General features: G+C 61.6%; 17 protein-coding genes and 1 other RNA gene. 10 read left to right on the top strand and 8 right to left on the bottom strand.

The features are described from left to right. Positions 1-19: 19 nt before the first annotated feature. From AC07OO_RS09740 to gyrA, 4 genes are read right to left on the bottom strand one after another with little or no spacing between them, the layout of a single operon-like run. A complete protein-coding gene (locus AC07OO_RS09740; protein ID WP_495081904.1) occupies positions 20-2110 on the bottom strand; it encodes a bifunctional 3-phosphoshikimate 1-carboxyvinyltransferase/cytidylate kinase in 2091 nt (696 codons plus the stop codon). 3 nt (positions 2111-2113) lie between these two features. Continuing rightward, positions 2114-2989, bottom strand: coding sequence for a prephenate dehydrogenase (locus tag AC07OO_RS09735; protein WP_495081903.1), 876 nt, complete (start codon positions 2987-2989; stop codon positions 2114-2116). A gap of 25 nt (positions 2990-3014) precedes the next feature. Then, the gene (pheA, locus tag AC07OO_RS09730) at positions 3015-4097 is read right to left on the bottom strand and encodes a prephenate dehydratase (protein WP_495081902.1); all 1083 of its coding nucleotides are present in this window, start codon (positions 4095-4097) and stop codon (positions 3015-3017) included. A gap of 57 nt (positions 4098-4154) precedes the next feature. Beyond that, positions 4155-6794, bottom strand: coding sequence for a DNA gyrase subunit A (gene gyrA, locus AC07OO_RS09725; protein ID WP_495081901.1), 2640 nt, complete (start codon positions 6792-6794; stop codon positions 4155-4157). Positions 6795-6999: 205 nt separating this feature from the next. Here gyrA and ompA point away from each other — a divergent pair, with 205 nt between their 5' ends. From ompA to AC07OO_RS09700, 5 genes are all read left to right on the top strand, one after another. Then, positions 7000-7641: an outer membrane protein OmpA gene (gene ompA / locus AC07OO_RS09720; RefSeq protein ID WP_495081900.1), complete on the top strand. Its 642-nt coding sequence runs from the start codon at positions 7000-7002 to the stop codon at positions 7639-7641. Between the two features lie 132 nt (positions 7642-7773). Beyond that, positions 7774-8490 carry a bifunctional 2-polyprenyl-6-hydroxyphenol methylase/3-demethylubiquinol 3-O-methyltransferase UbiG gene (gene ubiG, locus AC07OO_RS09715; RefSeq protein ID WP_495081899.1) on the top strand — a complete coding sequence of 239 codons (717 nt, stop codon included), beginning with the start codon at positions 7774-7776 and terminating at the stop codon, positions 8488-8490. 14 nt (positions 8491-8504) lie between these two features. Continuing rightward, positions 8505-9173 (top strand): HAD-IA family hydrolase, encoded by a 669-nt coding sequence (locus AC07OO_RS09710; RefSeq protein ID WP_495081898.1) that lies wholly within the window; start codon positions 8505-8507, stop codon positions 9171-9173. A gap of 12 nt (positions 9174-9185) precedes the next feature. Beyond that, positions 9186-9562: a transfer-messenger RNA gene (gene ssrA / locus AC07OO_RS09705) on the top strand. 85 nt (positions 9563-9647) lie between these two features. Beyond that, positions 9648-10316: a VTT domain-containing protein gene (locus tag AC07OO_RS09700; RefSeq protein WP_495081897.1), complete on the top strand. Its 669-nt coding sequence runs from the start codon at positions 9648-9650 to the stop codon at positions 10314-10316. 31 nt (positions 10317-10347) lie between these two features. On the opposite strand, the gene AC07OO_RS09695 is transcribed toward AC07OO_RS09700, so the two are convergent. Both AC07OO_RS09695 and tsaE read right to left on the bottom strand, forming a co-directional pair. Further along, positions 10348-11769 carry an N-acetylmuramoyl-L-alanine amidase gene (locus tag AC07OO_RS09695; RefSeq protein ID WP_495081896.1) on the bottom strand — a complete coding sequence of 474 codons (1422 nt, stop codon included), beginning with the start codon at positions 11767-11769 and terminating at the stop codon, positions 10348-10350. Continuing rightward, positions 11766-12275, bottom strand: a complete 510-nt coding sequence (gene tsaE / locus AC07OO_RS09690) for a tRNA (adenosine(37)-N6)-threonylcarbamoyltransferase complex ATPase subunit type 1 TsaE (protein ID WP_495081895.1) — start codon at positions 12273-12275, stop codon at positions 11766-11768. The genes AC07OO_RS09695 and tsaE overlap by 4 nt, the downstream gene beginning before the upstream one ends. A 27-nt stretch (positions 12276-12302) precedes the next feature. Between tsaE and queG the strand changes: the two genes are divergently transcribed. Then, positions 12303-13337, top strand: a complete 1035-nt coding sequence (gene queG / locus AC07OO_RS09685) for a tRNA epoxyqueuosine(34) reductase QueG (RefSeq protein WP_495083330.1) — start codon at positions 12303-12305, stop codon at positions 13335-13337. Between the two features lie 189 nt (positions 13338-13526). Then, positions 13527-15281, top strand: coding sequence for an MFS transporter (locus tag AC07OO_RS09680; protein WP_495081894.1), 1755 nt, complete (start codon positions 13527-13529; stop codon positions 15279-15281). 107 nt (positions 15282-15388) lie between these two features. Here the strand turns inward: AC07OO_RS09680 and AC07OO_RS09675 are convergent, their stop codons facing one another. Next, entirely contained in the window at positions 15389-16294 is a 906-nt protein-coding gene (locus tag AC07OO_RS09675) for an AEC family transporter (RefSeq protein WP_495081893.1), read from the bottom strand. Between the two features lie 99 nt (positions 16295-16393). Here AC07OO_RS09675 and AC07OO_RS09670 point away from each other — a divergent pair, with 99 nt between their 5' ends. Together AC07OO_RS09670 and xerD are read left to right on the top strand one after the other, a co-directional pair. Then, a complete protein-coding gene (locus AC07OO_RS09670) occupies positions 16394-17359 on the top strand; it encodes a tripartite tricarboxylate transporter substrate binding protein BugE (RefSeq protein WP_495081892.1) in 966 nt (321 codons plus the stop codon). Beyond that, complete coding sequence (gene xerD / locus AC07OO_RS09665) at positions 17356-18285, top strand: site-specific tyrosine recombinase XerD (RefSeq protein ID WP_495081891.1); 930 nt, start codon at positions 17356-17358, stop codon at positions 18283-18285. Before AC07OO_RS09670 ends, xerD begins: the two co-directional genes overlap by 4 nt. Before the next feature lie 185 nt (positions 18286-18470). Here xerD and AC07OO_RS09660 read toward each other — a convergent pair whose 3' ends face one another. Next, on the bottom strand, positions 18471-19136 hold the full coding sequence (locus AC07OO_RS09660) for a hypothetical protein (RefSeq protein WP_495081890.1): 666 nt from the start codon (positions 19134-19136) through the stop codon (positions 18471-18473). Positions 19137-19684: 548 nt separating this feature from the next. On the opposite strand from AC07OO_RS09660, the gene AC07OO_RS09655 reads away from it, so the two are divergent. Then, entirely contained in the window at positions 19685-20245 is a 561-nt protein-coding gene (locus AC07OO_RS09655) for a hypothetical protein (RefSeq protein ID WP_495081889.1), read from the top strand. Positions 20246-20291: the final 46 nt, after the last annotated feature.

Raw genomic sequence — 20291 nt, 5'->3', positions numbered from 1 at the left:
GTGTGGACCGACAGTCTTCTCAAACGGCTTGAAAAGGCTGTTTGCCCTGCCACCAGTTCAACACCAGATCGACCGATTCTTCAACCGTCAAATCCGAGTTGTCCAGCAACTGGGCGTCTCCTGCGGGCTTGAGTGGCGCAACGGCTCGGGAAGAGTCCCGGGCGTCGCGAGCCTCCAGGTCCGCGCGAAGAGATGGGAGTGTAGTTGAAATTCCCTTAGAAATCAACTGCTTATAGCGCCGCTCGGCTCGGCGCTCGGCGCTGGCGGTCAGGAATACCTTGAGCGGGGCGTCCGGGAAGATCACGGTGCCCATGTCACGCCCATCGGCAACCAGGCCCGGCAACTGGCGGAAACTGTGCTGCAAGTCGATCAAAGCGTCACGCACACGGGGGAGGGAGGACACTTTGGATGCGGCCATGCCGGCTTCTTCGGTGCGGATGGTGTCGCTGACGTCGTCGCTGTCCAGCAGCACGCGGCCATTGGTGAAGTGGATGTGCAGACCCTTGACCAAGTCTGCGATGGCAGCTTCATGGGCGGCATCCAGCCCCAAACCGGCGCGCTGGGCCGCCAAGGCGGTGATGCGGTACAGCGAACCGGAATCCAGGAAGTGGTAGCCCAGCTTCTCGGCCAGCACTGCGGCCAGCGTGCCCTTGCCCGAGGCGGTGGGTCCGTCCACACAGACGACAGGAATGTTCACCTGTGGCGCGTGGGCCAGCGAAAACAGGGCTTCGAAGTAGTCCGGGAAGGTTTTGGCCACGCACTTGGGGTCTTCAATGCGCACCGGGATGCCGGCCGGATTGAAGGCGGCCAGCGAGAAACACATGGCGACGCGGTGGTCGTCATAGGTGTGGATGCTGGCGGCTTTCCACTGGGATGTTGCCCCCACGCTCCCCACTGCGTGTGGTTCGCTGCCCCCCAAGGGGGCGCTCGCGCCTTGGGGCGGCCCGGCGTCGCTCGGTGCATGCCCAGGCGGCGTCACCTGGATGAAATCCGCGCCCTCGACCACGGTGGCGCCCAGTTTGCGCAGTTCGTTGGCCATCGCGGCAATGCGGTCCGTCTCTTTGACGCGCCAGCTGGCGATATTGCGCAGTGTGGTCGTCCCGTCGGCGTACAGGGCCATCACAGCCAGCGTCATCGCCGCGTCGGGGATATGGTTGCAGTCCAGGTCTATGGCCTTCAGCGGCCAGGCGCCTTGAGAGACCTCCAGCCAGTTGGGGCCGCTGGCAATGTGGGCGCCCATTTGCTGGGCCGCATCCATGAAGCGGATGTCGCCCTGGATGGAATCGGCTCCCACGCCGAGTATCCTTATGGAATTTTGGCCGCTAGCCCTCGTCGCTATTGCACCAAGCGCTATGAAATAGCTAGCAGATGATGCGTCGGCCTCCACATGGATATCGCCGGGTGATTGCAACTTGCAACCCGCCGGAATCGTGAAACGCTGCCAGCCGTCACGCCGCACCTGTACGCCAAAGCGTGCCAGCAGGTTCAGCGTGATTTCGATGTAGGGCTTGGAAATCAACTCGCCCACGACCTCAATCACGATATTCTTCCGGGCCACCAGAGGCAGCGCCATCAAAAGAGCCGTCAGAAACTGGCTGGACACGTCGCCGCGGACCTGGATGGGTGCATCGAGTTGCAGTGCTGGCTGGCCGATACGCAGTGGCGGAAAGCCGTCGTTGCCCAGGTAGTCAATGCGGCAGCCCAATTGGCGCAGCGCGTCCACCAGATCGCCAATGGGGCGTTCGTGCATGCGGGGGATGCCGCCCAGCTCAAAGTCGCCACCCAAGACCGCCAGTGCTGCGGTCAGCGGGCGCATGGCGGTGCCTGCGTTGCCCAAAAACAATTTAGCCGTGTTGGCACCCAGTTGACCGGCCAATCCGTCGATTTGCACGGTGTTGCCGTCTTGGCGGATACCGCAGCCCAGCGTGCGCAGGGCGTCCAGCATCACGCGGGTGTCGTCCGAGTCCAGCAGGTCGTGGACGGTGGTGGTGCCTTGGCTGAGGGCCGCCAGCAACAGAACGCGGTTGGAAATGCTCTTGGAGCCTGGCAGTGTGACGGAGCCCGAAGCGCCGGCCAGTGGGGGGAGGTCTAGGAAGGCGGTGGAATACATCAATCAGGGGTTGTGTCTGGAGGTCATGCTCCAGGTGCCACGGGTGTTGCTGGCTTGTTCGATCAAGCCCTCCAGAGCCTCCGTGTTGCCGCTGGAAATCATCAGCTCCAGGGCATGCAGGTTGCGCTGGAAGATCTTGGATTGGGCCAGCAGTTCTTCGCGGTTGGAGATCAGAATGTCGCGCCAGACCTTGGGGTCGCTGGCGGCAATGCGGCTGAAATCCCGGAAGCCTGGGCCGGCCAGTGACAGGTAATCCGCGCCCTGGGGCTGGCCCGAGATGGAGTTCATCAGCGCAAAGGCAATCAGGTGCGGCAGGTGGCTGACGGCGGCAAAGGCGGCGTCGTGCTGCTCGGGCGACATCTTCAGTACGCGGCAGCCCAATGCGGTCCAGACTTCGACGGCTTTTTGCAGTTGCACGGTCAGCGTGCGCTCGATGGGCGTCAGAATGACTTGGCGGCCGGAATACAGATCGGGATCGGCATTGTCCACGCCCGACACTTCCTTGCCGGTGATGGGGTGGGCGGGCACAAAGGAGCCCACATGCTCCCGCAGTGCACGCCGGCCCGCGTCAATGACGTCGCGCTTGGTGGAGCCCACGTCCATGACCAGCATATTGGCGGTGACCAGGTGTTTGATGGCCTTGAAGGTGGCTTCCGTGGCCGCCACGGGCACGGCGATCAGCACGATGTCGGCGCCCGAGACTGCCAGCAGAGCCGAGGGTGCCTCCACGTCGATGACGCCCATCAGGCGGGCTCGCTCGGTGGTGCTGGGGGATTTGCTGTAGCCGACCACGCGCTTGACCAAGCCCGCACGTTTGAGGGCGAGCGCAAAAGAGCCGCCCATCAGGCCGCATCCGATCAAGCCGAGTTGTTCAAACATAGGAATTCCAAAGAATATGCATCCATCAATCGGCCAGTGGGTAGGTTCCCAGCACTTTGTAGAAAGCGCACAGGTTTTGCAAGTCCTGCAACGCGGCCGCGACGTGCGGTTGCGTGGGGTGGCCTTGCAGATCGATGTAGAAAAAGTATTCCCACTGGCCAGAGCGCGCGGGGCGCGACTCAAAGCGCGTCATGGACACGCCATGCAGCTTCAGCGGGACCAGCATGTCGTGCACGGCGCCTGGCTTGTTGGGCACCGACACGACCAGGCTGACGCAGTCTTTGCCAGTGGCCTGCGGCGCCGGCATGGTGCTGGGCAGGCAGACGACGACAAAACGGGTGCGGTTGAAGGCCTCGTCCTGGATGGCGTGGGATGCGATGTGCAAGCCAAATTCCGAGCCAGCCCGTTCGCTGGCAATGGCGGCCCAGGCGGGGTTGCCGGCGGCTTGGCGGGCGCCTTCGGCATTGCTGGAGACGGCTCGCCGCTCGGCGTTGGGCAAATGGGTGTTGAGCCACTGCTGGCACTGGGCCAAGGCCTGGGGATGGGCCAAAACGACCTCAATGCCTTCCAGTGACGCCGATTTGCGCAGCAAATGGTGGCGCACCAGCAGACTGATCTCGCCCACGATGTGCAGCGGCGAATGCAGCAGCAGGTCCAGTGAGCGGGTGACCACGCCCTCGGTGTTGTTTTCCACCGGTATGACGCCAAACTCGGCCGCGCCCGAGGTGGTCGCATGGAATACTTCGTCGAAATTGGCGCAGGGGATGTGCTGGATGCTGGAGCCAAAAAAGCGCAGCGCCGCCTCTTCACTGAAGGTGCCGGTCGGGCCCAGGTAGGACACCCGCTGCGGTGCCTCCAAGGCCCGGCAGGCCGACATCACTTCGCGCCAGATCATGGAGACGCTGGCATTCTTCAGCGGGCCGGCATTGGCCTCCTGCAGGTGGTGGATGACCTGGGCCTCACGCTCGGGGCGGAACACCGCAGAGCCCTCCAGGCGCTTGATCTCGCCCACTTCGTTGGCCAACGCCGCACGCTGGTTGAGCAGTTTCAGCAATTCCCCATCGACTGCGTCAATCTGGATGCGAAGTTCGGCGAGCGTTCGGGCCATGGATGGGAAGTGTGCGCTAAGTTACGGGATAGTGTTACAGAAATAGGCCGGCTATGCTTATGGCGCCTCGGTCTCACCGCCGTCGGTGCTCGGAGTCTCTTCGCCTGTTGCATTGGCATCGTTCTCGACGATGCGCTGCAGGCCGCTGAGCTTGGAGCCTTCGTCCAGGCCTATCAATGTCACGCCCTGCGTGGCACGGCCCAGTTCACGGATCTCGGCCACGCGGGTGCGTACCAGTACGCCCTTGTCGGTGATCAGCATGATTTCGTCATCAACATGGACCAGGGTGGCGGCCACGACCTTGCCGTTGCGCTCCGACTGCTGGATCGCAATCATGCCCTTGGTGCCACGGCCGTGGCGGGTGTATTCGACGATGGATGTGCGCTTGCCGTAGCCGTTTTCGGTGGCGGTCAACACGCTCTGTTGCTCGTCTTCGGCCACCAGCATGGCGATCACGCCCTGGCCGTCTTCCAGCATCATGCCGCGCACGCCGCGGGCATTGCGGCCCATGGGGCGGACATCGTTTTCGTCAAAGCGTACGGCCTTGCCGCCGTCGCTGAATAGCATCACGTCGTGCTTGCCGTCGGTCAGTGCCGCGCCGATCAGGAAGTCGCCAGCGTCCAGGTCTACGGCAATGATGCCGGCCTTGCGCGGGTTGCTGAATTCGTCCAGCGCCGTCTTCTTGACCGTGCCCATGCTGGTTGCCATGAAGACGTACTGGTCGGCGGGGAATGTGCGCTTTTCGCCGGTCAGCGGCAGCACCACCGTGATCTTCTCGCCCTCTTGTAGCGGGAACATGTTGACGATGGGGCGGCCGCGCGAGCCGCGCGAGCCCTGCGGCACTTCCCAGACCTTGAGCCAGTACAGGCGGCCGCGGTTGGAGAAGCACAGGATGTAATCGTGCGTATTGGCCACAAAGAGCTGGTCGACCCAGTCGTCTTCTTTGGTGGCGGTGGCCTGCTTGCCGCGGCCGCCGCGCTTCTGGGCGCGGTATTCGTTGAGCGGCTGGCTCTTGATGTAGCCGCTGTGGCTCATGGTGACCACCATGTCGGTGGGGGTGATCAGGTCTTCGGTGGATAGGTCAAACGAGGAATGCTCGACCAGGCTGCGGCGTGTGCCCAGCTTGTTTTGGCCGAATTCTTGTTTGATGGCACCCAGTTCTTCACCAATGATGACCGATACGCGCGCGGGCTTGGCCAAGATGTCCAGCAGATCGTCGATTTCGGCCATGACTTGGCGGTACTCGGCAACGATCTTGTCCTGCTCCAGGCCAGTCAGGCGTTGCAGACGCATCTGCAAAATTTCCTGGGCTTGGGTTTCAGACAGGCGGTACAGGCCGTCGCTGCCCATGCCGAATTCTTTTTCCAGGCCATCGGGGCGGTAATCGTCGGCATTGATCAGGCCACCGTCGGCACGGGTCCGGGTGAGCATTTCGCGCACCAGCTTGCTGTCCCAGGGGCGGTTCATCAGTTCCTGCTTGGCCACCGGTGGGGTGGGCGATTCGCGGATGATGCGGATGAAGTCGTCGATATTGGCCAGCGCTACGGCCAAGCCTTCCAGCACATGGCCGCGTTCGCGCGCCTTGCGCAGGTTGAAGATGGTGCGGCGCGTCACCACTTCGCGGCGGTGGTCCAGGAAAACCTCGATCAGGTCCTTCAGGTTGCACAGCTTGGGCTGGCCATTGACCAGGGCCACCATGTTCATGCCGAAGGTGTCCTGCAACTGGGTCTGCTTGTACAGGTTGTTCAGCACTACCTCGGGCACGGCGCCGCGCTTGAGTTCGATGACCAGGCGCATGCCGGATTTGTCGGACTCGTCCTGGATGTGGCTGATGTCCTCGATCTTCTTCTCGTGGACCAGCTCGGCCATGCGCTCCTGCAGCGTTTTTTTGTTGACCTGGTAGGGCAACTCATCGACGATGATGGCCTGGCGCTGGCCCTTGTCAATGTCTTCAAAATGGCAACGCGCACGCATCACCACCTTGCCGCGGCCCGTACGGTAGCCGTCCTTGACGCCATTGATGCCGTAAATGATGCCGGCGGTGGGGAAGTCGGGCGCAGGCACGATTTCCATCAACTCGTCGATGGAGGCTTCGGGGTTCTTCAGCAGATGCAGGCAGGCATCCACCACTTCGTTCAGGTTGTGCGGCGGGATATTGGTGGCCATGCCGACCGCAATACCGCCCGAGCCATTGACCAGCAGATTGGGCAGCCGCGTGGGCAGCACCAGGGGTTCTTTTTCGGAGCCGTCGTAATTGGGGCCGAAATCGACGGTTTCCTTGTCCAGGTCGGCCAACAACTCGTGGGCGATTTTGGACAGGCGGATTTCGGTGTAACGCATCGCCGCAGCGTTGTCGCCGTCGACCGAACCGAAGTTACCCTGACCGTCGACCAGCATGTGGCGCATGGAAAAGTCCTGCGCCATGCGGACGATGGTGTCGTATACCGACTGGTCGCCGTGCGGGTGGTACTTACCGATCACGTCGCCGACGATACGTGCGGACTTCTTGTACGCGCGGTTCCAGTCGTTGTTGAGCTCGTGCATCGCGAACAACACGCGGCGGTGCACTGGCTTCAGGCCATCCCGCGCATCGGGTAGGGCGCGTCCCACGATCACGCTCATGGCGTAATCGAGGTAGCTGCGCCGCATTTCCTCTTCGAGGCTGATTGGCAGGGTTTCTTTGGCGAACTGGGTCATGGAATGGCTTCAGGCAATGTCGGAGACAACCTTGCATTCTACGACCCGCCAGATGTCGCAAGATGGCAACATTCTGGGACTTTGTGTGCAACGCCGCACATTAAGCCCTATTTGGGTATGGCACAATGTCCTGAACGTCCCTGATCTGGGTCGTCCTAAAAATTATTCGCAGCGATGCTGCAGCTTGTTACGCAAAAGGAACCTCATGAAACAACTGAATAAAGTAGCAATCGCCATCGCTGCTGCAGTACTTGCTACTGCAGCAGGTGCACAGGAAATCCACAACTGGAGGAGCTCGTCCGGTGAAGTGTGGAAGAGCAATTTTGGTCTGTGCTGGCGCGACAGCGCTTGGACGCCAGCTACTGCAGCCCAAGGCTGCGACGGCGCCATCGCTCCCCCCGCACCCGCTCCTGCTCCCGTGGTGACACCTCCTCCCGCTCCGGCACCTGCTCCAGCACCCGCGCCCGCACCCGCTCCCGCTCCCGTGGTGAGCAAGGTGACATACGCCGCTGACGCATTCTTTGACTTTGACAAAGCCGTGCTGAAGCCAGAAGGCAAGGCCAAGCTGGACGATCTGGCCAGCAAGGTCAAGGGCATCAACCTGGAAGTCATCATCGCCGTGGGTCACACTGACTCCGTCGGTACCGATGCTTACAACCAGAAGCTGTCTGTGGCACGTTCCGAAGCTGTGAAGGCTTACTTGGTGTCTCAAGGCATCGAAAAGAGCCGTGTCTATACCGAAGGCAAGGGTGAAAAGCAACCCGTTGCTGACAACAAGACCAAAGAAGGCCGTAGCAAGAACCGCCGCGTTGAAATCGAAGTCGTGGGTACACGCACTTCCAAGTAATCCGGCAGGGTTTTCTACCCTCCCAACAAAAAACCCGCTTCGGCGGGTTTTTTGTTGCCCAAACGCTGCCTCAGCATGGCCTATTGGCGGCTCGAAGGCAGATACGCAACCTGATGTGTACATAATCGCAGCATGAGCAACACCACTTTGAATGCCGACCCGGCCGAACTGGCCAAATTCTCCGAGCTGGCCCACCGCTGGTGGGACATGGACAGCGAATTCCGCCCCCTGCACATGATCAATCCGCTGCGGCTGGATTGGATCCATTCCATTTGCCCCTTGACCGGCTTGCGCGCCTTGGACGTGGGCTGTGGCGGCGGTATCTTGGCCGACTCCATGGCGCGCCGTGGTGCGGCGGATGTATTGGGCATCGATTTGTCGACAAAAGCACTCAAAGTTGCGCAATTGCACGCCCTGGAGGCTCAAACCCCCAATATTGCCTACCGTGAGGTCGCGGTAGAGGACTTGGCGGCCGAAGCGCCCGCTTCTTTTGATGTCGTCACCTGCATGGAAATGCTGGAGCACGTGCCCGACCCGTCGTCCGTGGTGCAGGCCTGTGCCAATCTGGTCAAACCCGGCGGCTGGGTGTTCTTTTCTACGCTGAACCGCAATGCCAAGTCCTTCATGCTGGCCATTGTGGGTGCAGAGTACGTGCTCAATATGCTGCCCCGCGGTACACACGAATACGCCAAGATGATCCGCCCCAGCGAACTGGCCAGCTTCTGCCGCCATTCCGATCTGGATGTGCGTCAGACCAGTGGTTTGGAGTACAACCCGCTGACGACCCGCTATTCGTTAAGCCGCAATACCGACGTCAATTACCTTTTCGCTACCCAAAAGCCCCTTTAGTGTTGCCAAATCCCGTGCTTTTTCCCAATATTGCCGCCATCTTGTTTGATCTGGATGGCACCCTGATTGACAGCGCCCCTGACCTGGGCGCCGCCGCCGACCAAATGCGTGTGGCGCGTGGCATGCCGTCCTTACCCCTATCCGCCTACCGCCACATGGCGGGTGCCGGTGCGCGCGGCATGCTGGGCGTGGCCTTCGGCATCACCCCAGACACACCTGGCTTTGAAGCCATGCGGGAAGAGTTTTTCACCAACTATTCGGCCTGCATGACTCAGCGCACCGTGGTGTTTGATGGTGTGCAGGAGCTGATAGCCCGCATCGAGCAAAGGGAATTGCCCTGGGGTGTGGTGACCAACAAGTCGTCTCGCTTCACCGACCCGCTGACCCGCGCCATGCCCTTGTTCACCCATGCCGGCGCCATCGTGAGCGGCGACACCACGCCGCATGCCAAACCCCACCCAGCCCCGCTGCTGGAAGCCGCGCGGCGCCTGGGCGTTGAGCCCAGCCAGTGCGTGTATGTGGGGGATGATGAGCGTGATGTGGTCGCTGGCCTCGCCGCGGGCATGAAGACCGTGGCGGCGAGCTATGGCTATCTGGGTCAAAAGACCGAAACCCAAGCCTGGGGCGCACATGCCGAGATTAATTCTCCGCTTGCGCTCTTGCAATTGCTGGCTAGCGCCTAAAATAGAAGACTTGGGGCTGCACTGGTTTCGACGTGGGTTCGGACGCGCAGCAGGGCATGTCGAGGTTCTGTTACCTCGTAAAACAGCAGAAAAAAACTAACTGCAAACGACGAACGTTTCGCACTCGCTGCTTAATTGCACGTGAGCCTCACAACAGCAAGCCGATAGGCTGGGCAAGGGTAGCGCAAGCTGTCCAGGCTGTGGGGTAATTTCATTCGGCTGGGTCCGCCTTGGGTAACTTAGGGCAGGTCGAGAAAATAGGTTGCTGGCGTTTTGCATAGCGTGCCACTGCGCGATGTAAAAGGCGAGACTCAAACCAGATGGCTACACATGTAGAACTGTTCGAAGAAGGCTTGCGGACGGGGGTTCAAATCCCCCCAGCTCCACCATACGTTAGCATCAAGGCCGCCGAGTCAACCAACTCGGCGGCTTTTTTCTTGTCCCGACCCGCCACATACCACCTAGAGCTTCCGCATGGAACTGATTGCCTTTCTGATCGACTTCGTCCTGCACGTAGACAAATACCTCGAAGCCTTTGTGCAGAACTACGGCACCTGGGTCTATGCGCTGTTGTTCGTCATCATCTTTGTTGAAACCGGCGTCGTGGTCATGCCGTTCTTGCCGGGGGATTCGTTGCTGTTTGTCGTGGGCGCCATGTGCGGCGTGGGGCTGATGAGCTACCCGCTGTCGGTAGGCCTGCTGCTGGCCGCAGCCATTCTGGGCAACCAGTCCAATTACACGATCGGTCGCTTCATAGGGCCACGGGTCTTTCAGTGGGAGGACTCGCGCTTCTTCAACCGCAAAGCCTTTGACTCGGCGCACGCGTTCTATGAACGCTATGGGGGCATCACCATCGTCGCTGCGCGTTTCATGCCTTTTCTGCGCACCTTTGCCCCCTTTGTGGCGGGCGTGGCGCAGATGACGCGCACGCGCTTCACCTTCTTTGATGTGACGGGTGGCGCGCTGTGGGTGGTGGGCATCATCACCGTGGGTTACTTCTTCGGCAATTTCCCGTGGGTCAAGGCCAACCTGGACAAGATCATCTGGGCGATGATTTTTGTGCCCGGCTTCTTTGTGCTGCTGGGGGCCTGGCGCTCCAAGCGCAAGGCGGCTGCAGCTGCAGCGGCCACGCAGGCACAATGATCTCGCCCAAGCCATCGCTGGGCGGGGGCCGCTAGCTTCTGATCCGATTACGCGCCAGCGGTGGGTTCTTGGAGAAATAGCGCTCGATGCCCCGCATCAGCGCGTCGGCCAACTGGTTTAGAAACTCATCACTGTTGAGCTTGGCCTCTTCCGTGGGGTTGCTGATGAAGGCCGCCTCCACCAGCACGCTGGGAATGTCGGGCGCCTTCAGCACCGCAAAGCCAGCCTGTTCCACCTTGGCCTTGTGCAACTTGCCGACGCGGCCAATCTCGCCCAAGAGCGTGCTGCCCAGCTTCAGGCTGTCATTGATCTGGGCCGTGGTGCTCATGTCCAACAGGGCACGCTGCACGGTGGCGTCCTTGGCTTGGACGTTGATGCCGCCAATCAAGTCGGCTTTATTCTCTTTGGCCGCCATCCAGCGCGCGGCGCTGCTGGATGCGCCGCCTTGGCTGAGTGCAAACACGCTGGCACCTTGCGGGTCGGGTGTGAAGAAGGCGTCGGCATGCAGGCTGACGAACAGATCGGCCTGCACGCGGCGGGCCTTTTGTACCCGCACCTGGAGCGGCACAAAGAAGTCGGCATCGCGCGTCAGATAGGCGCGCATAGCATTGCCGTTGACGCTGGTGGCATTGATGCGGTCACGCATCAGGTGGGCCAGGCGCAGCACCACATCCTTCTCGCGGGTGCCGCCGGGGCCTACGGCACCGGGGTCTTCGCCGCCGTGGCCTGCGTCCAGCGCGATGATGATCAGACGGTCGGTCGCCGCAGGCTCCGGTGCCTCGGTTTTGGCGGGAGGCTTTGCAGAATTTGGGGCGCTAGCCCCCGTGGATGCTGCGTGGGCTGCTATGGATTGTGTAGTGCTTGATGTGCCGCTCCCACTGGCGGCGGTCGCTGGCTTTTGTGTGTGCTGGGTGATCAGCTCACCCAAAGGGTCGGCCGCAGGGTGGGGCTTTGCCGCACTGTTGCTACTGGTCTGTGGCGGGTTGGCCTGCGTCTCTTGCAGGCGCTGCGCGATCAGGGCTTCCAGCGGGTCGGTCTCTTGCGTCGGGTACAGGTCCAGCACCAGGCGGTGCTGGTAGGCGGCCACCGGCGTCAGCGTGAACACCTGCGGACGAATAGGCTGCTTCAAATCCACGACCAGCCGCACCACATTGGATGTGAACTGGCCCACGCGTATGCCGGCAATATTGGGGTCGTCGGCACGCACCTTGGCCACCAGCTCCTTGAGTGCCGGGTTCAGCGTGATGCCTTCAATGTCCACCGCCAGGCGCGGCGGGCTGGGCACAAAGGTTTGCTTGGTTGTCAGCGCGCTGTCGGATTCGATCGTCACCCGTGAATACTCGGGTGCCGGCCACACGCGCACCGTGATGATGTTGGCACCATGCGCCAACTCGGCCAGCCCCAGGCTCAGCACGATGCCGCCACCCGAGCGCAGGAGGGCACGACGCTTCACGCTTGGGGCCCCTGCGGGACGCTGGCGGCATGCAGCAGGGCGGTGCCGGTGGGTGTGTTGGCGCTCAGGGTCACGTGGCGGGCGTTGTCGGGCGTGGTCAGAATGGTGATATCCAAGTCCGCGCAGGGTAGCATGGCGCCGGCCTTCTCAGGCCACTCGGCCAGTTTCAGTCCAGGGCTGGCGAAGATATCGCGAAAGCCCGCGTCCTCCCACTCGCGCGGGTCGGCAAAACGGTAGAAGTCGAAGTGCCAGATATTGAGGTCTGGCAGTTCATAGGGCTCCACCACCGCATAGGTGGGGCTCTTGATGCGCCCCGTCACCCCCAGCGCACGCAGCAGGTGGCGCACCAGCGTGGTCTTGCCCGCACCCAGGTCGCCATGCAGGGCGATGAAGGCATGCGCTGCGTCGGGTGACGCGGCCAGCGCCTGCGCAAAGCGCTGCGTGGCCGTTTCATCGGGCCAGTCCAGGGTTTTTACAATGGGGGCGTGACGATCAATAGCGCTCAATTCGATGGCAACCAGCTGGTTTCGCAAATGCAGGCCTGGGCCCGGGAATTGGGATTCTCCCAAATTGGCGTGGCCTCTGTCGATTTAACCTCGGCCGAGGCCGGGTTGATGCAGTGGCTTGCGCGCGGTTTCCACGGCGACATGGCCTACATGGCCAGCCACGGCCTTAAGCGCGCGCGCCCGGCCGAGCTGGTGCCCGGTACGCTCAGCGTCATCACCGCGCGCATGGACTACCTGCCGCGCAACACGCCCGAGGACTGGACCACGGTGGAGCTGGACCGCCTGCAGCGCCCCGGTGAGGCCGTCGTGTCCGTGTACGCAAGGGGGCGGGACTACCACAAGGTCTTGCGCAACCGGCTGCAACGCTTAAGCGAACGCATTGCGCAGGAGATTGGCCCCTTTGGCCACCGCGCCTTCACCGATTCGGCCCCGGTGCTGGAGGCCGAGCTGGCCGCTCGCAGCGGCCAGGGCTGGCGCGGCAAACACACGCTCTTGCTGAACCGCGAAGCGGGCTCGATGTTCTTTTTGGGCGAGATTTATGTGGACGTGCTGCTGCCCACCAGCGAGCCCGTGCAAGGACACTGTGGCACCTGCAGCGCCTGCATCACCGCTTGCCCCACGCAGGCCATCGTCGCGCCCCACAAGCTGGACGCGCGCCGCTGTATCTCGTACCTGACGATTGAGCACGCCGGGCCGATACCGGAAGAGTTTCGCCCGCTGATGGGCAACCGCATCTATGGCTGTGACGACTGCCAACTGGTCTGCCCGTGGAACAAGTTCGCCCAGCGCAGCCCGCTCAAAGACTTCGACCCGCGCGATGGCTTGAGCGGCCAGCAACTGGAGCACATGTTCAACTGGACCGAAGCCGAATTCCTGCACCGCACCGAAGGCAGCCCCATACGCCGCATAGGCCACGAGCGCTGGCAACGCAATATCGCTGTGGCGCTGGGCAATGCGCTGCGCGCTGGGGCCGATGTGGGGGCGTTTTTGCAGAGCCAGGTGCAGCACCCTAGCGCGTTGGTGCGCGAGCATGTGGAGTGGGCGCTGGCGCAAGCGCGCTAAACACCGCAAAACGATCGCTTTCCGTACAGCCCCACGAGGGAAAACGTGGGGGAGGCCGACCCACCCCCTGTGCGATGATCCCGCGGCACCGGACCCCCACGCTCACCACTGCGTGTGTTGCGCTGCCCCCCAAGGGGGCAGTGTTTCATTTTGGGGCGGCCCGGCAATGAAACTTTGAGGCACAACCTTATGCGACTCCCCAACCTGCTGGCCACCAAAAATGGTCGATTGATGGCTTTCTTTCTTTTGTATGTGACCGAGGGCATCCCCCTGGGCTTTGCGGCCACAGCCGTCGCCACGCGGCTGCGGCGGCTGGATGTGGGCCCGGCCGAGATCGGCGCCTTTGTCGGCTCCTTCTACCTGCCCTGGGCCTTCAAGTGGGCCTTTGGCCCGGTCATTGACGTGTTTTCTTCCGACCGCTTTGGCCGCCGCCGCGGTTGGATTCTGATCACCCAGGTGATGATGGCGCTGACGCTGCTATCCACCGTGATGCTGGACCTGCCCGCGCAGCTGGGCCTGTTCACCATCATCCTCTTGGTGCACAACACCTTTGGCGCCATGCAGGACGTGGCCATCGACGCGCTGGCCTGCAGCACCTTGCACGAGGACGAGCGCGGCCTGGCCAACGGCATGATGTTTGCCGGCGCCATGATCGGCAGCATGGTCGGTGGCAGCGGTGTGCTGTTCCTCAGCGGTGTCACAGGCTTCCAGCCCACGTTCTTTTTTGTGGCGGCCTGCATCTTCGCCGTGACGGTGTTCGTGGTCTTACCGATGAAAGAGGCGGCCGGGCCCGTGCGGGCTGCGGTGGTGGGCTCCAAGCTGGCCCAGGCCGGGCGCGAGATGCGCACCTTTGCGGTCGACTCGTTCCGCTCCTTCCTGGGCAGCCCCGGCGCTTTTGGCGGCCTGCTGTTTGCTCTGCTGCCGGCGGGTGCCATGTGCATGGGGCTGGCCTTGCAATCCAACCTGGCGGTCGAACTGGGCATGAACGATGACGAGGTCGCCGCGTTGGGCGTGTGGTCGTCGATCCTGAACGCCGGCTTCTGCGTACTGGGTGGCTATGTGTCCGACAAATGGGGCCGCCGGCGCACGTTGGCGGTCTATTTGGCGCTGATGAGCGTGCCGGTGTTCTACATGATGCATGAGCTGTCCAAGTATGGCTGGGTCATGCCGGTTCCTGCGGGCGCCGAGAACCGGCCCCAGGTTCCCGTTGCGCTGGTGACGGCATTGTGGATAGGCACGCTGCTGTACTCCGTCGCCCAGGGCCTGATGTATGGCACGCGCTCGGCCATCATGATGGACGTGACCAACCCCGCCGTGGCTGCCACCCAGTTCACCGCCTATATGGCCTTGATGAACCTGGCCATCTCGTACTCCGCCACCTGGCAGGGCATTGCCATCGAGGCCTGGGGCTACCCGACCACCATGCTGGTGGATGGCATCTTCGGCCTGGCCTGCATCTTGGTCATACCCTGGCTCAAGCCCGCAGCCGCTAGCGAAGCAAGCCGCTATGCCGACGCCCTGGGCCCCAAGCGCGCCCGCCGCATGGCGCTGGGCCTGGGCCTGGCCTGCATGGCCTGGGCGCCCTACAGCTACTGGAGCGCGTCGTTCGGCGCGGCCAAGCCCATCATGGGCACGCTGTTCACCGTGGTCTTCATCGCTTCTGCCTTGTTCCTGCTAGCCAGCCGGGCCGTGCTGGCCGAAGCCGGTGGCTGGGCCGCGCGCCTGGGCACCTGGATGGCGCCGCTGCTGCTGCTGCTCTATGCCCGCTACTACCTGGAGAGCATTGCCAAGTGGATGCCCGATGGCATCAGTGCCCCCAGCTTTGTGGCCGGCGCGCAGAACGCCATCACGGCCGTAGCGGTGCTGGCGGGCCTGACCTTGCTGCTGCTGCGCGGCCAGTCCTGGCACACCATGCAGCCAAGCCCGGCTACTGTGGTGGAGTAGTTTGCTATCTTTTGTGTAGCGATATATTCATATCCGACGAGGGCTAGAGGCCGGTTTTTATCGCAAGGCCCTTCAACAAACCCAAAATAGGTTTTTTTGAGCCTTTTTTAGCGCAAAACAGCCAACGCAAAGGGCAGGCTGACCACGCCCAGCATCGTCGACAGTGTGACCAGCCCCGCCACATAGGCGCCGTCATAGCCCATGCGGCTGGCCAGCACATAGCAGCTGGACGCGGTGGGCAGGGCCGAGAACACCAGCAGCACCGTGGTCTCGCCCGCGCTCAAGCCAAACAACCGGGCAATGCCCCAGGCCGCCATGGGCAGCAGCAGGTGGCGTATGGACAGCACCGAGACCGCCAGCGCCTTGGCCCGCGCCATGGCGCCCAGCTGCATGCCGGCGCCCGCCGCCATCAACCCCAAGGCCAGCGACGCCGCGCCGATGCGGCTGACCGAGGTCTCCAGCCAGTGGGGGATGGTGAAACCCAGCAGATTGGCCACCAGACCCGACGCGGTGGCGATGATCAGGGGGTTGCGCACCAGCTCGCGCGCAAAGCCGCGTTGGGCATGGCGCGCCATGGGCCACACCGCGCCCACGTTGAACAGCGGCACGCACACGCCAATCAGCACGGCAAACAACTGCACCCCCTGCGCCCCCGCCAAGCGGTCGGCAATCGCCAGGCCGATGAAGGAGTTGAAGCGAAACGCCACCTGCGCACTGCTGGCATGGTCGCGCCGATCGATCCAGCGCCGCAGCACCGGGACATGGGGCAGCGCATAGGCCATCGCAATGCCGCTCAGGCCCAGGGCCCAGCCCGCACCCATCAGGCGCGACGCGGCACCCACATCCAGCGGGCTCTTGACGATGGACTGGAACAGCAGCACCGGGAACAAGAAGAAATACACCAACGCATCGACCTGGTGCCAGACCGCGCGGTTGAGGGCGGTGTAGCGGCAAACCAGGTAGCCGCAGAGGATGAGCGAGAAATCGGGGAAGAGTAGTTGGGCGTAGTTCACCCGTCTGAGAATACCAGCCGTCCGCTCTGGTTTGGCCGGCACCAGCGGTTACCATTTGCCCTGCGCGAAGCGACTACAAACCCACTGGAGACCACCCGCATGCGACACCACCAACTACTATGTACCTTGGGCTTGGCCTTCGCGGCTGGCGCCGCCATGGCACAGGGCTATCCCAACAAAGTCATCAAGCTGCAGGTGCCATTTGCACCCGGCGGCACAACCGACATCATTGCACGCACCATTGCCGATCCACTGGGCAAAGTCTTGGGCCAGAGCGTGATCGTGGAAAACAAGGCTGGCGGCGGCGGTGTGGTCGGCGCCAACGAGACGGCCAAGGCCGCGCCCGATGGTTATTCGCTGGGTGTGGCCACGGTGTCCACCGTGGCGGCCAACCCGGCCATCAACCCCAAGAACCCCTACAACCCGCTGACCGATTTCACGCCCATCATCAACGTGGCGGCCACGCCCAATGTGATCGCCGTGCACCCCAGCTTTCCAGGCAAGGACTACAAGACCTTTCTGGCCGAGGTTAAGGCCAACCCCGGCAAGTATTCCTATGCCACCTCGGGCACGGGCGGCATCGGCCACCTGCAAACCGAGCTCTTCAAAAGCCTGACCGGCACCTTCATCACCCACATTCCCTACCGCGGCGCCGGGCCCGCACTGAACGACACCGTGGCCGGCCAGGTGCCCATGATCTTTGACAACATGCCATCGGCCATGCCCTTCATCAGCGCCAACCGTTTGGTCCCCATTGTGGTGGCCGCGCCCCAGCGCCTGTCGCAACTGCCCAATGTGCCCACGTTCAAAGAGGTGGGGCTGGAGCCTGCCAACCGCATGGCCTTCTACGGCATCTACGGCCCCAAGGGCCTGCCCAAGGAGGTGGTCGACAAGATCAACGCAGCCGTGCGCAAGGTGCTGGAAGACCCTGCCGTGCGTAAGCGCATTGAAGACACCGGCTCGCTGGTGCTGGGCAACACGCCCGATCAGTTTGCTGCCCAGATCAAGGCCGAATACGAGGTCTACAAAAAGGTCGTCGACACGGCCAAGCTGCGCCTGGAATGAATGCAGAGCAGGGTGGGGCACTGTCAGCAGACCAGGCAGAGATTGATGCTTTTGTCGACGCCCTCTGGCTGGAAGACGGCCTCTCCAAAAACACCCTGGCCGCCTACCGCCGCGACCTGACGCTGTACGCCGCGTGGCTGGCCCAGCGCTCCAGCCACCGCTTGCAGCAAACTACCGAGCTTGATCTGCAAGCCTATTTTGCAGACAGCCACGCCCACACCAAAGCCACCACCGCCAACCGCCGCCTGACGGTGTTCAAACGCTACTTCCACTGGGCGCTGCGCGAGGGCCTGCTGCAGATAGACCCCACGCTGAAACTGCAGTCCGCCAAACAGGCGCTGCGCGTGCCCAAGACGCTGACCGAGGCGCAGGTAGAGGCATTGCTCAACGCACCCGACACCTCCACCGCATTGGGCGTGCGCGACCGCACCATGCTGGAGCTGATGTACGCCAGCGGCCTGCGCGTCAGCGAGCTGGTGACGCTGAAGACCTTGAACATCAGCCTCAACGACCAGGTGCTGCGCGTGCTGGGCAAGGGCAGCAAGGAGCGCCTGGTGCCCTATGGCCAGGTGGCCGGCGACTGGCTGCGCCAGTACCTGGGCGCAGCGCGCGCTGAGCTATTGGCCGGCAAGCAGACCGATGACTTGTTCATCACTGTGCGCGGCGCCAACCCCGGCACCGCCATGTCGCGCGTGATGTTCTGGATGGTGGTGAAAAAGCACGCCGCGGCCGCCGGCATCAAGGTGCCACTGTCACCCCACACCCTGCGTCACGCCTTTGCCACCCACTTGCTCAACCACGGCGCCGACCTGCGCGCCGTGCAGATGCTGCTGGGGCATGCGGACATTTCCACGACGACGATTTACACGCACATCGCCCGGGAACGGTTGGCTACGCTGCATGCGCTGCACCATCCGCGGGGGTGAGAGGTGTTTTTGGGGAGAGCGGGCGTAGCCTGTTTCGAATTCAGCGCCGTGAAGCAGACATCGGATAACGTTGGATGTAACGGGCGCCGGAGCGTAGCGGAGGGAACCAAAATGCGTAGTATTTTGGCGTCCCTTTGACGAACTCGTTCGGGCTTGGGCGCGAGTGCAAATCCCCGGATCGTGAATCAGCGTTTGCCAAATGGCCACAGCTGGCGAATGGTGTCCCATGGTCCTCGAGCGAAGTGCAACTGCGGTGCCTCCCCCTTTCTCAGTATGTCCTCCGCTGTAATCAAGTGATCAACCCGATCGATGACCTCCTGCGCTTCGATCGACACTCTGTGCAAATTGATTTTTTCGGTACGCAACTGGGCGCGCAGGCGCTCCAGCGCGTAGCGGAACGCAGGAAGCTGATGCAATCGATCGCGAGTCACGATGGTGCTGGTTATGACCAACAGTTGAAGCGCCCCTCTCTTGTTCATCAACGGACGCACTCGCGTCTTGCTATCAACAGAAGCCGCCGCCTTGGTGACCGCAGCTTCTATTAACTTCATCACGGACTCGAGCGGGTCGGCCGCAGGCGCAGGAGGAACTACTGGTCCATCCTCATACAGACGGACCGGGCGCGCTGCAGCCGAAGATTTGAGAAAGACATCAATGTCGCTTGGCAGCATCATGAAGCGAAACGCCACCGCTGCCTTGCCGAACTCGTCCTCAAGCTGCCGCCATCCGGCAGGGGGCAATGCTAGAAAGGCTAAGGTCAGCCCGATGGAGTCGACGCAACAACGAAGCTCCCCAACATGCGGTTGCCTCGACTGAGTGGGCCAGATCAGGTCGTCTTCATGATTGAGCATGTCATCCCAGCTACAGCTTGTGGGGGGCCTAACCAGCATGCGTCGGGCTAGTTTCAATTGATTGTCTGATGTCATGTCGAAACGGATGCTGAGTTTGAATTTTGGTTTGAAGCAGTGTTACGGAATTCCAATCAACGGTCATTGGAGCAGCACGACTTCACGCGCTAACGTTGGCCGTGAGTGGACCACAGGCGACTTCTCATCCATGAGTCTGACAAGTGGATGCGATTGTCCTCCGGAAAGCAGTCTCTGATCAACTTCCGCGAGTGGCACCAAGCAGCTAAGCCCAAAGTGGTTTTCCAGCTGGCAACTTCACGCCAACTTCACATAGTTCATCAAGACCTCACGGACCGCGATCAGACTAAATCCTCCGAAACTCAAGTACATCAATCGAGTGTTTCCCTTTCGGAGAAAGTGATCGGTTTGTGAGTTCCATCAATGGAATCGCTACTGTTTCGCCACTGACAAGGCATTGTGGTCCGCTAACGACCGGGAAGACCTTGCAACTCCAAAAGTTGTAGACGCAGATCGTTAGTCATTCATAACCTATGCTTTTCGCTTTTATTTTCTTTTGGCCAATAACACTGCCGTTGTCTACAGGATATCTGTTGCTGCTCTTCAAGCTGTTTCGGAAGCAGGTGTACCTTGTGTTGACCATAGTGGCAATAGCGCCGTTTTTTGCATATGAGGCGGTTCAGTACTGGTGGTTTTCGAAGGTTCTACCCGTGCAGATTGGAATCACCTATCCAATATCCATCAGTGAAGAAGGCGGGTTTAGAGAAGGGTGTGGAACCGCTGTGTTCAAAGTATCGAACGAAACACTTGAGACCATCAAGAGAAGTGGACTCAACGCTCTTTCCGGAGCTACGCAAGCACGAGGGCATCTGAACGAGCACTATTACAAATATGAAGAGTGGAAAGAGACGCCAGTTCCTCCATCGTGGCTAAGCGAAGGATCGTGGATGTTGTGTTCCGGTTTGAGTAACGAAGCCCAAGCAAAGATAGTCGCTGCGGCGAAGGAAAAAGGCGCCTATTACACTACGAAAGAGGAGGCACAGTTGATTCTCATTCCTTCACTGGGATATGTAGTGTTCTCCTTTTTTGGCTGACGCAACTGTCAGCCGGGAGTCTAAGGCTGGAGTTCCTGTAAGCAGC

The organism is Rhodoferax sp. GW821-FHT07G04, assembly GCF_059418585.1.
The sequence above is the reverse complement of the archived record's forward strand: the minus strand, read 5'-3'. Positions and strand labels throughout refer to the sequence as shown.

What these genes read in the sequence shown, in the direction of transcription:
- AC07OO_RS09740 (WP_495081904.1), bottom strand. Translation starts at nt 2,110, where the DNA reads ATGTATTCCACCGCCTTCCTAGACCTCCCCCCACTGGCCGGCGCTTCG.
- AC07OO_RS09735 (WP_495081903.1), bottom strand. Translation starts at nt 2,989, where the DNA reads ATGTTTGAACAACTCGGCTTGATCGGATGCGGCCTGATGGGCGGCTCT.
- pheA (WP_495081902.1), bottom strand. Translation starts at nt 4,097, where the DNA reads ATGGCCCGAACGCTCGCCGAACTTCGCATCCAGATTGACGCAGTCGAT.
- gyrA (WP_495081901.1), bottom strand. Translation starts at nt 6,794, where the DNA reads ATGACCCAGTTCGCCAAAGAAACCCTGCCAATCAGCCTCGAAGAGGAA.
- ompA (WP_495081900.1), top strand. Translation starts at nt 7,000, where the DNA reads ATGAAACAACTGAATAAAGTAGCAATCGCCATCGCTGCTGCAGTACTT.
- ubiG (WP_495081899.1), top strand. Translation starts at nt 7,774, where the DNA reads ATGAGCAACACCACTTTGAATGCCGACCCGGCCGAACTGGCCAAATTC.
- AC07OO_RS09700 (WP_495081897.1), top strand. Translation starts at nt 9,648, where the DNA reads ATGGAACTGATTGCCTTTCTGATCGACTTCGTCCTGCACGTAGACAAA.
- queG (WP_495083330.1), top strand. Translation starts at nt 12,303, where the DNA reads ATGCAGGCCTGGGCCCGGGAATTGGGATTCTCCCAAATTGGCGTGGCC.
- AC07OO_RS09680 (WP_495081894.1), top strand. Translation starts at nt 13,527, where the DNA reads ATGCGACTCCCCAACCTGCTGGCCACCAAAAATGGTCGATTGATGGCT.
- AC07OO_RS09670 (WP_495081892.1), top strand. Translation starts at nt 16,394, where the DNA reads ATGCGACACCACCAACTACTATGTACCTTGGGCTTGGCCTTCGCGGCT.
- xerD (WP_495081891.1), top strand. Translation starts at nt 17,356, where the DNA reads ATGAATGCAGAGCAGGGTGGGGCACTGTCAGCAGACCAGGCAGAGATT.
- AC07OO_RS09660 (WP_495081890.1), bottom strand. Translation starts at nt 19,136, where the DNA reads ATGCTCAATCATGAAGACGACCTGATCTGGCCCACTCAGTCGAGGCAA.
- AC07OO_RS09655 (WP_495081889.1), top strand. Translation starts at nt 19,685, where the DNA reads ATGCTTTTCGCTTTTATTTTCTTTTGGCCAATAACACTGCCGTTGTCT.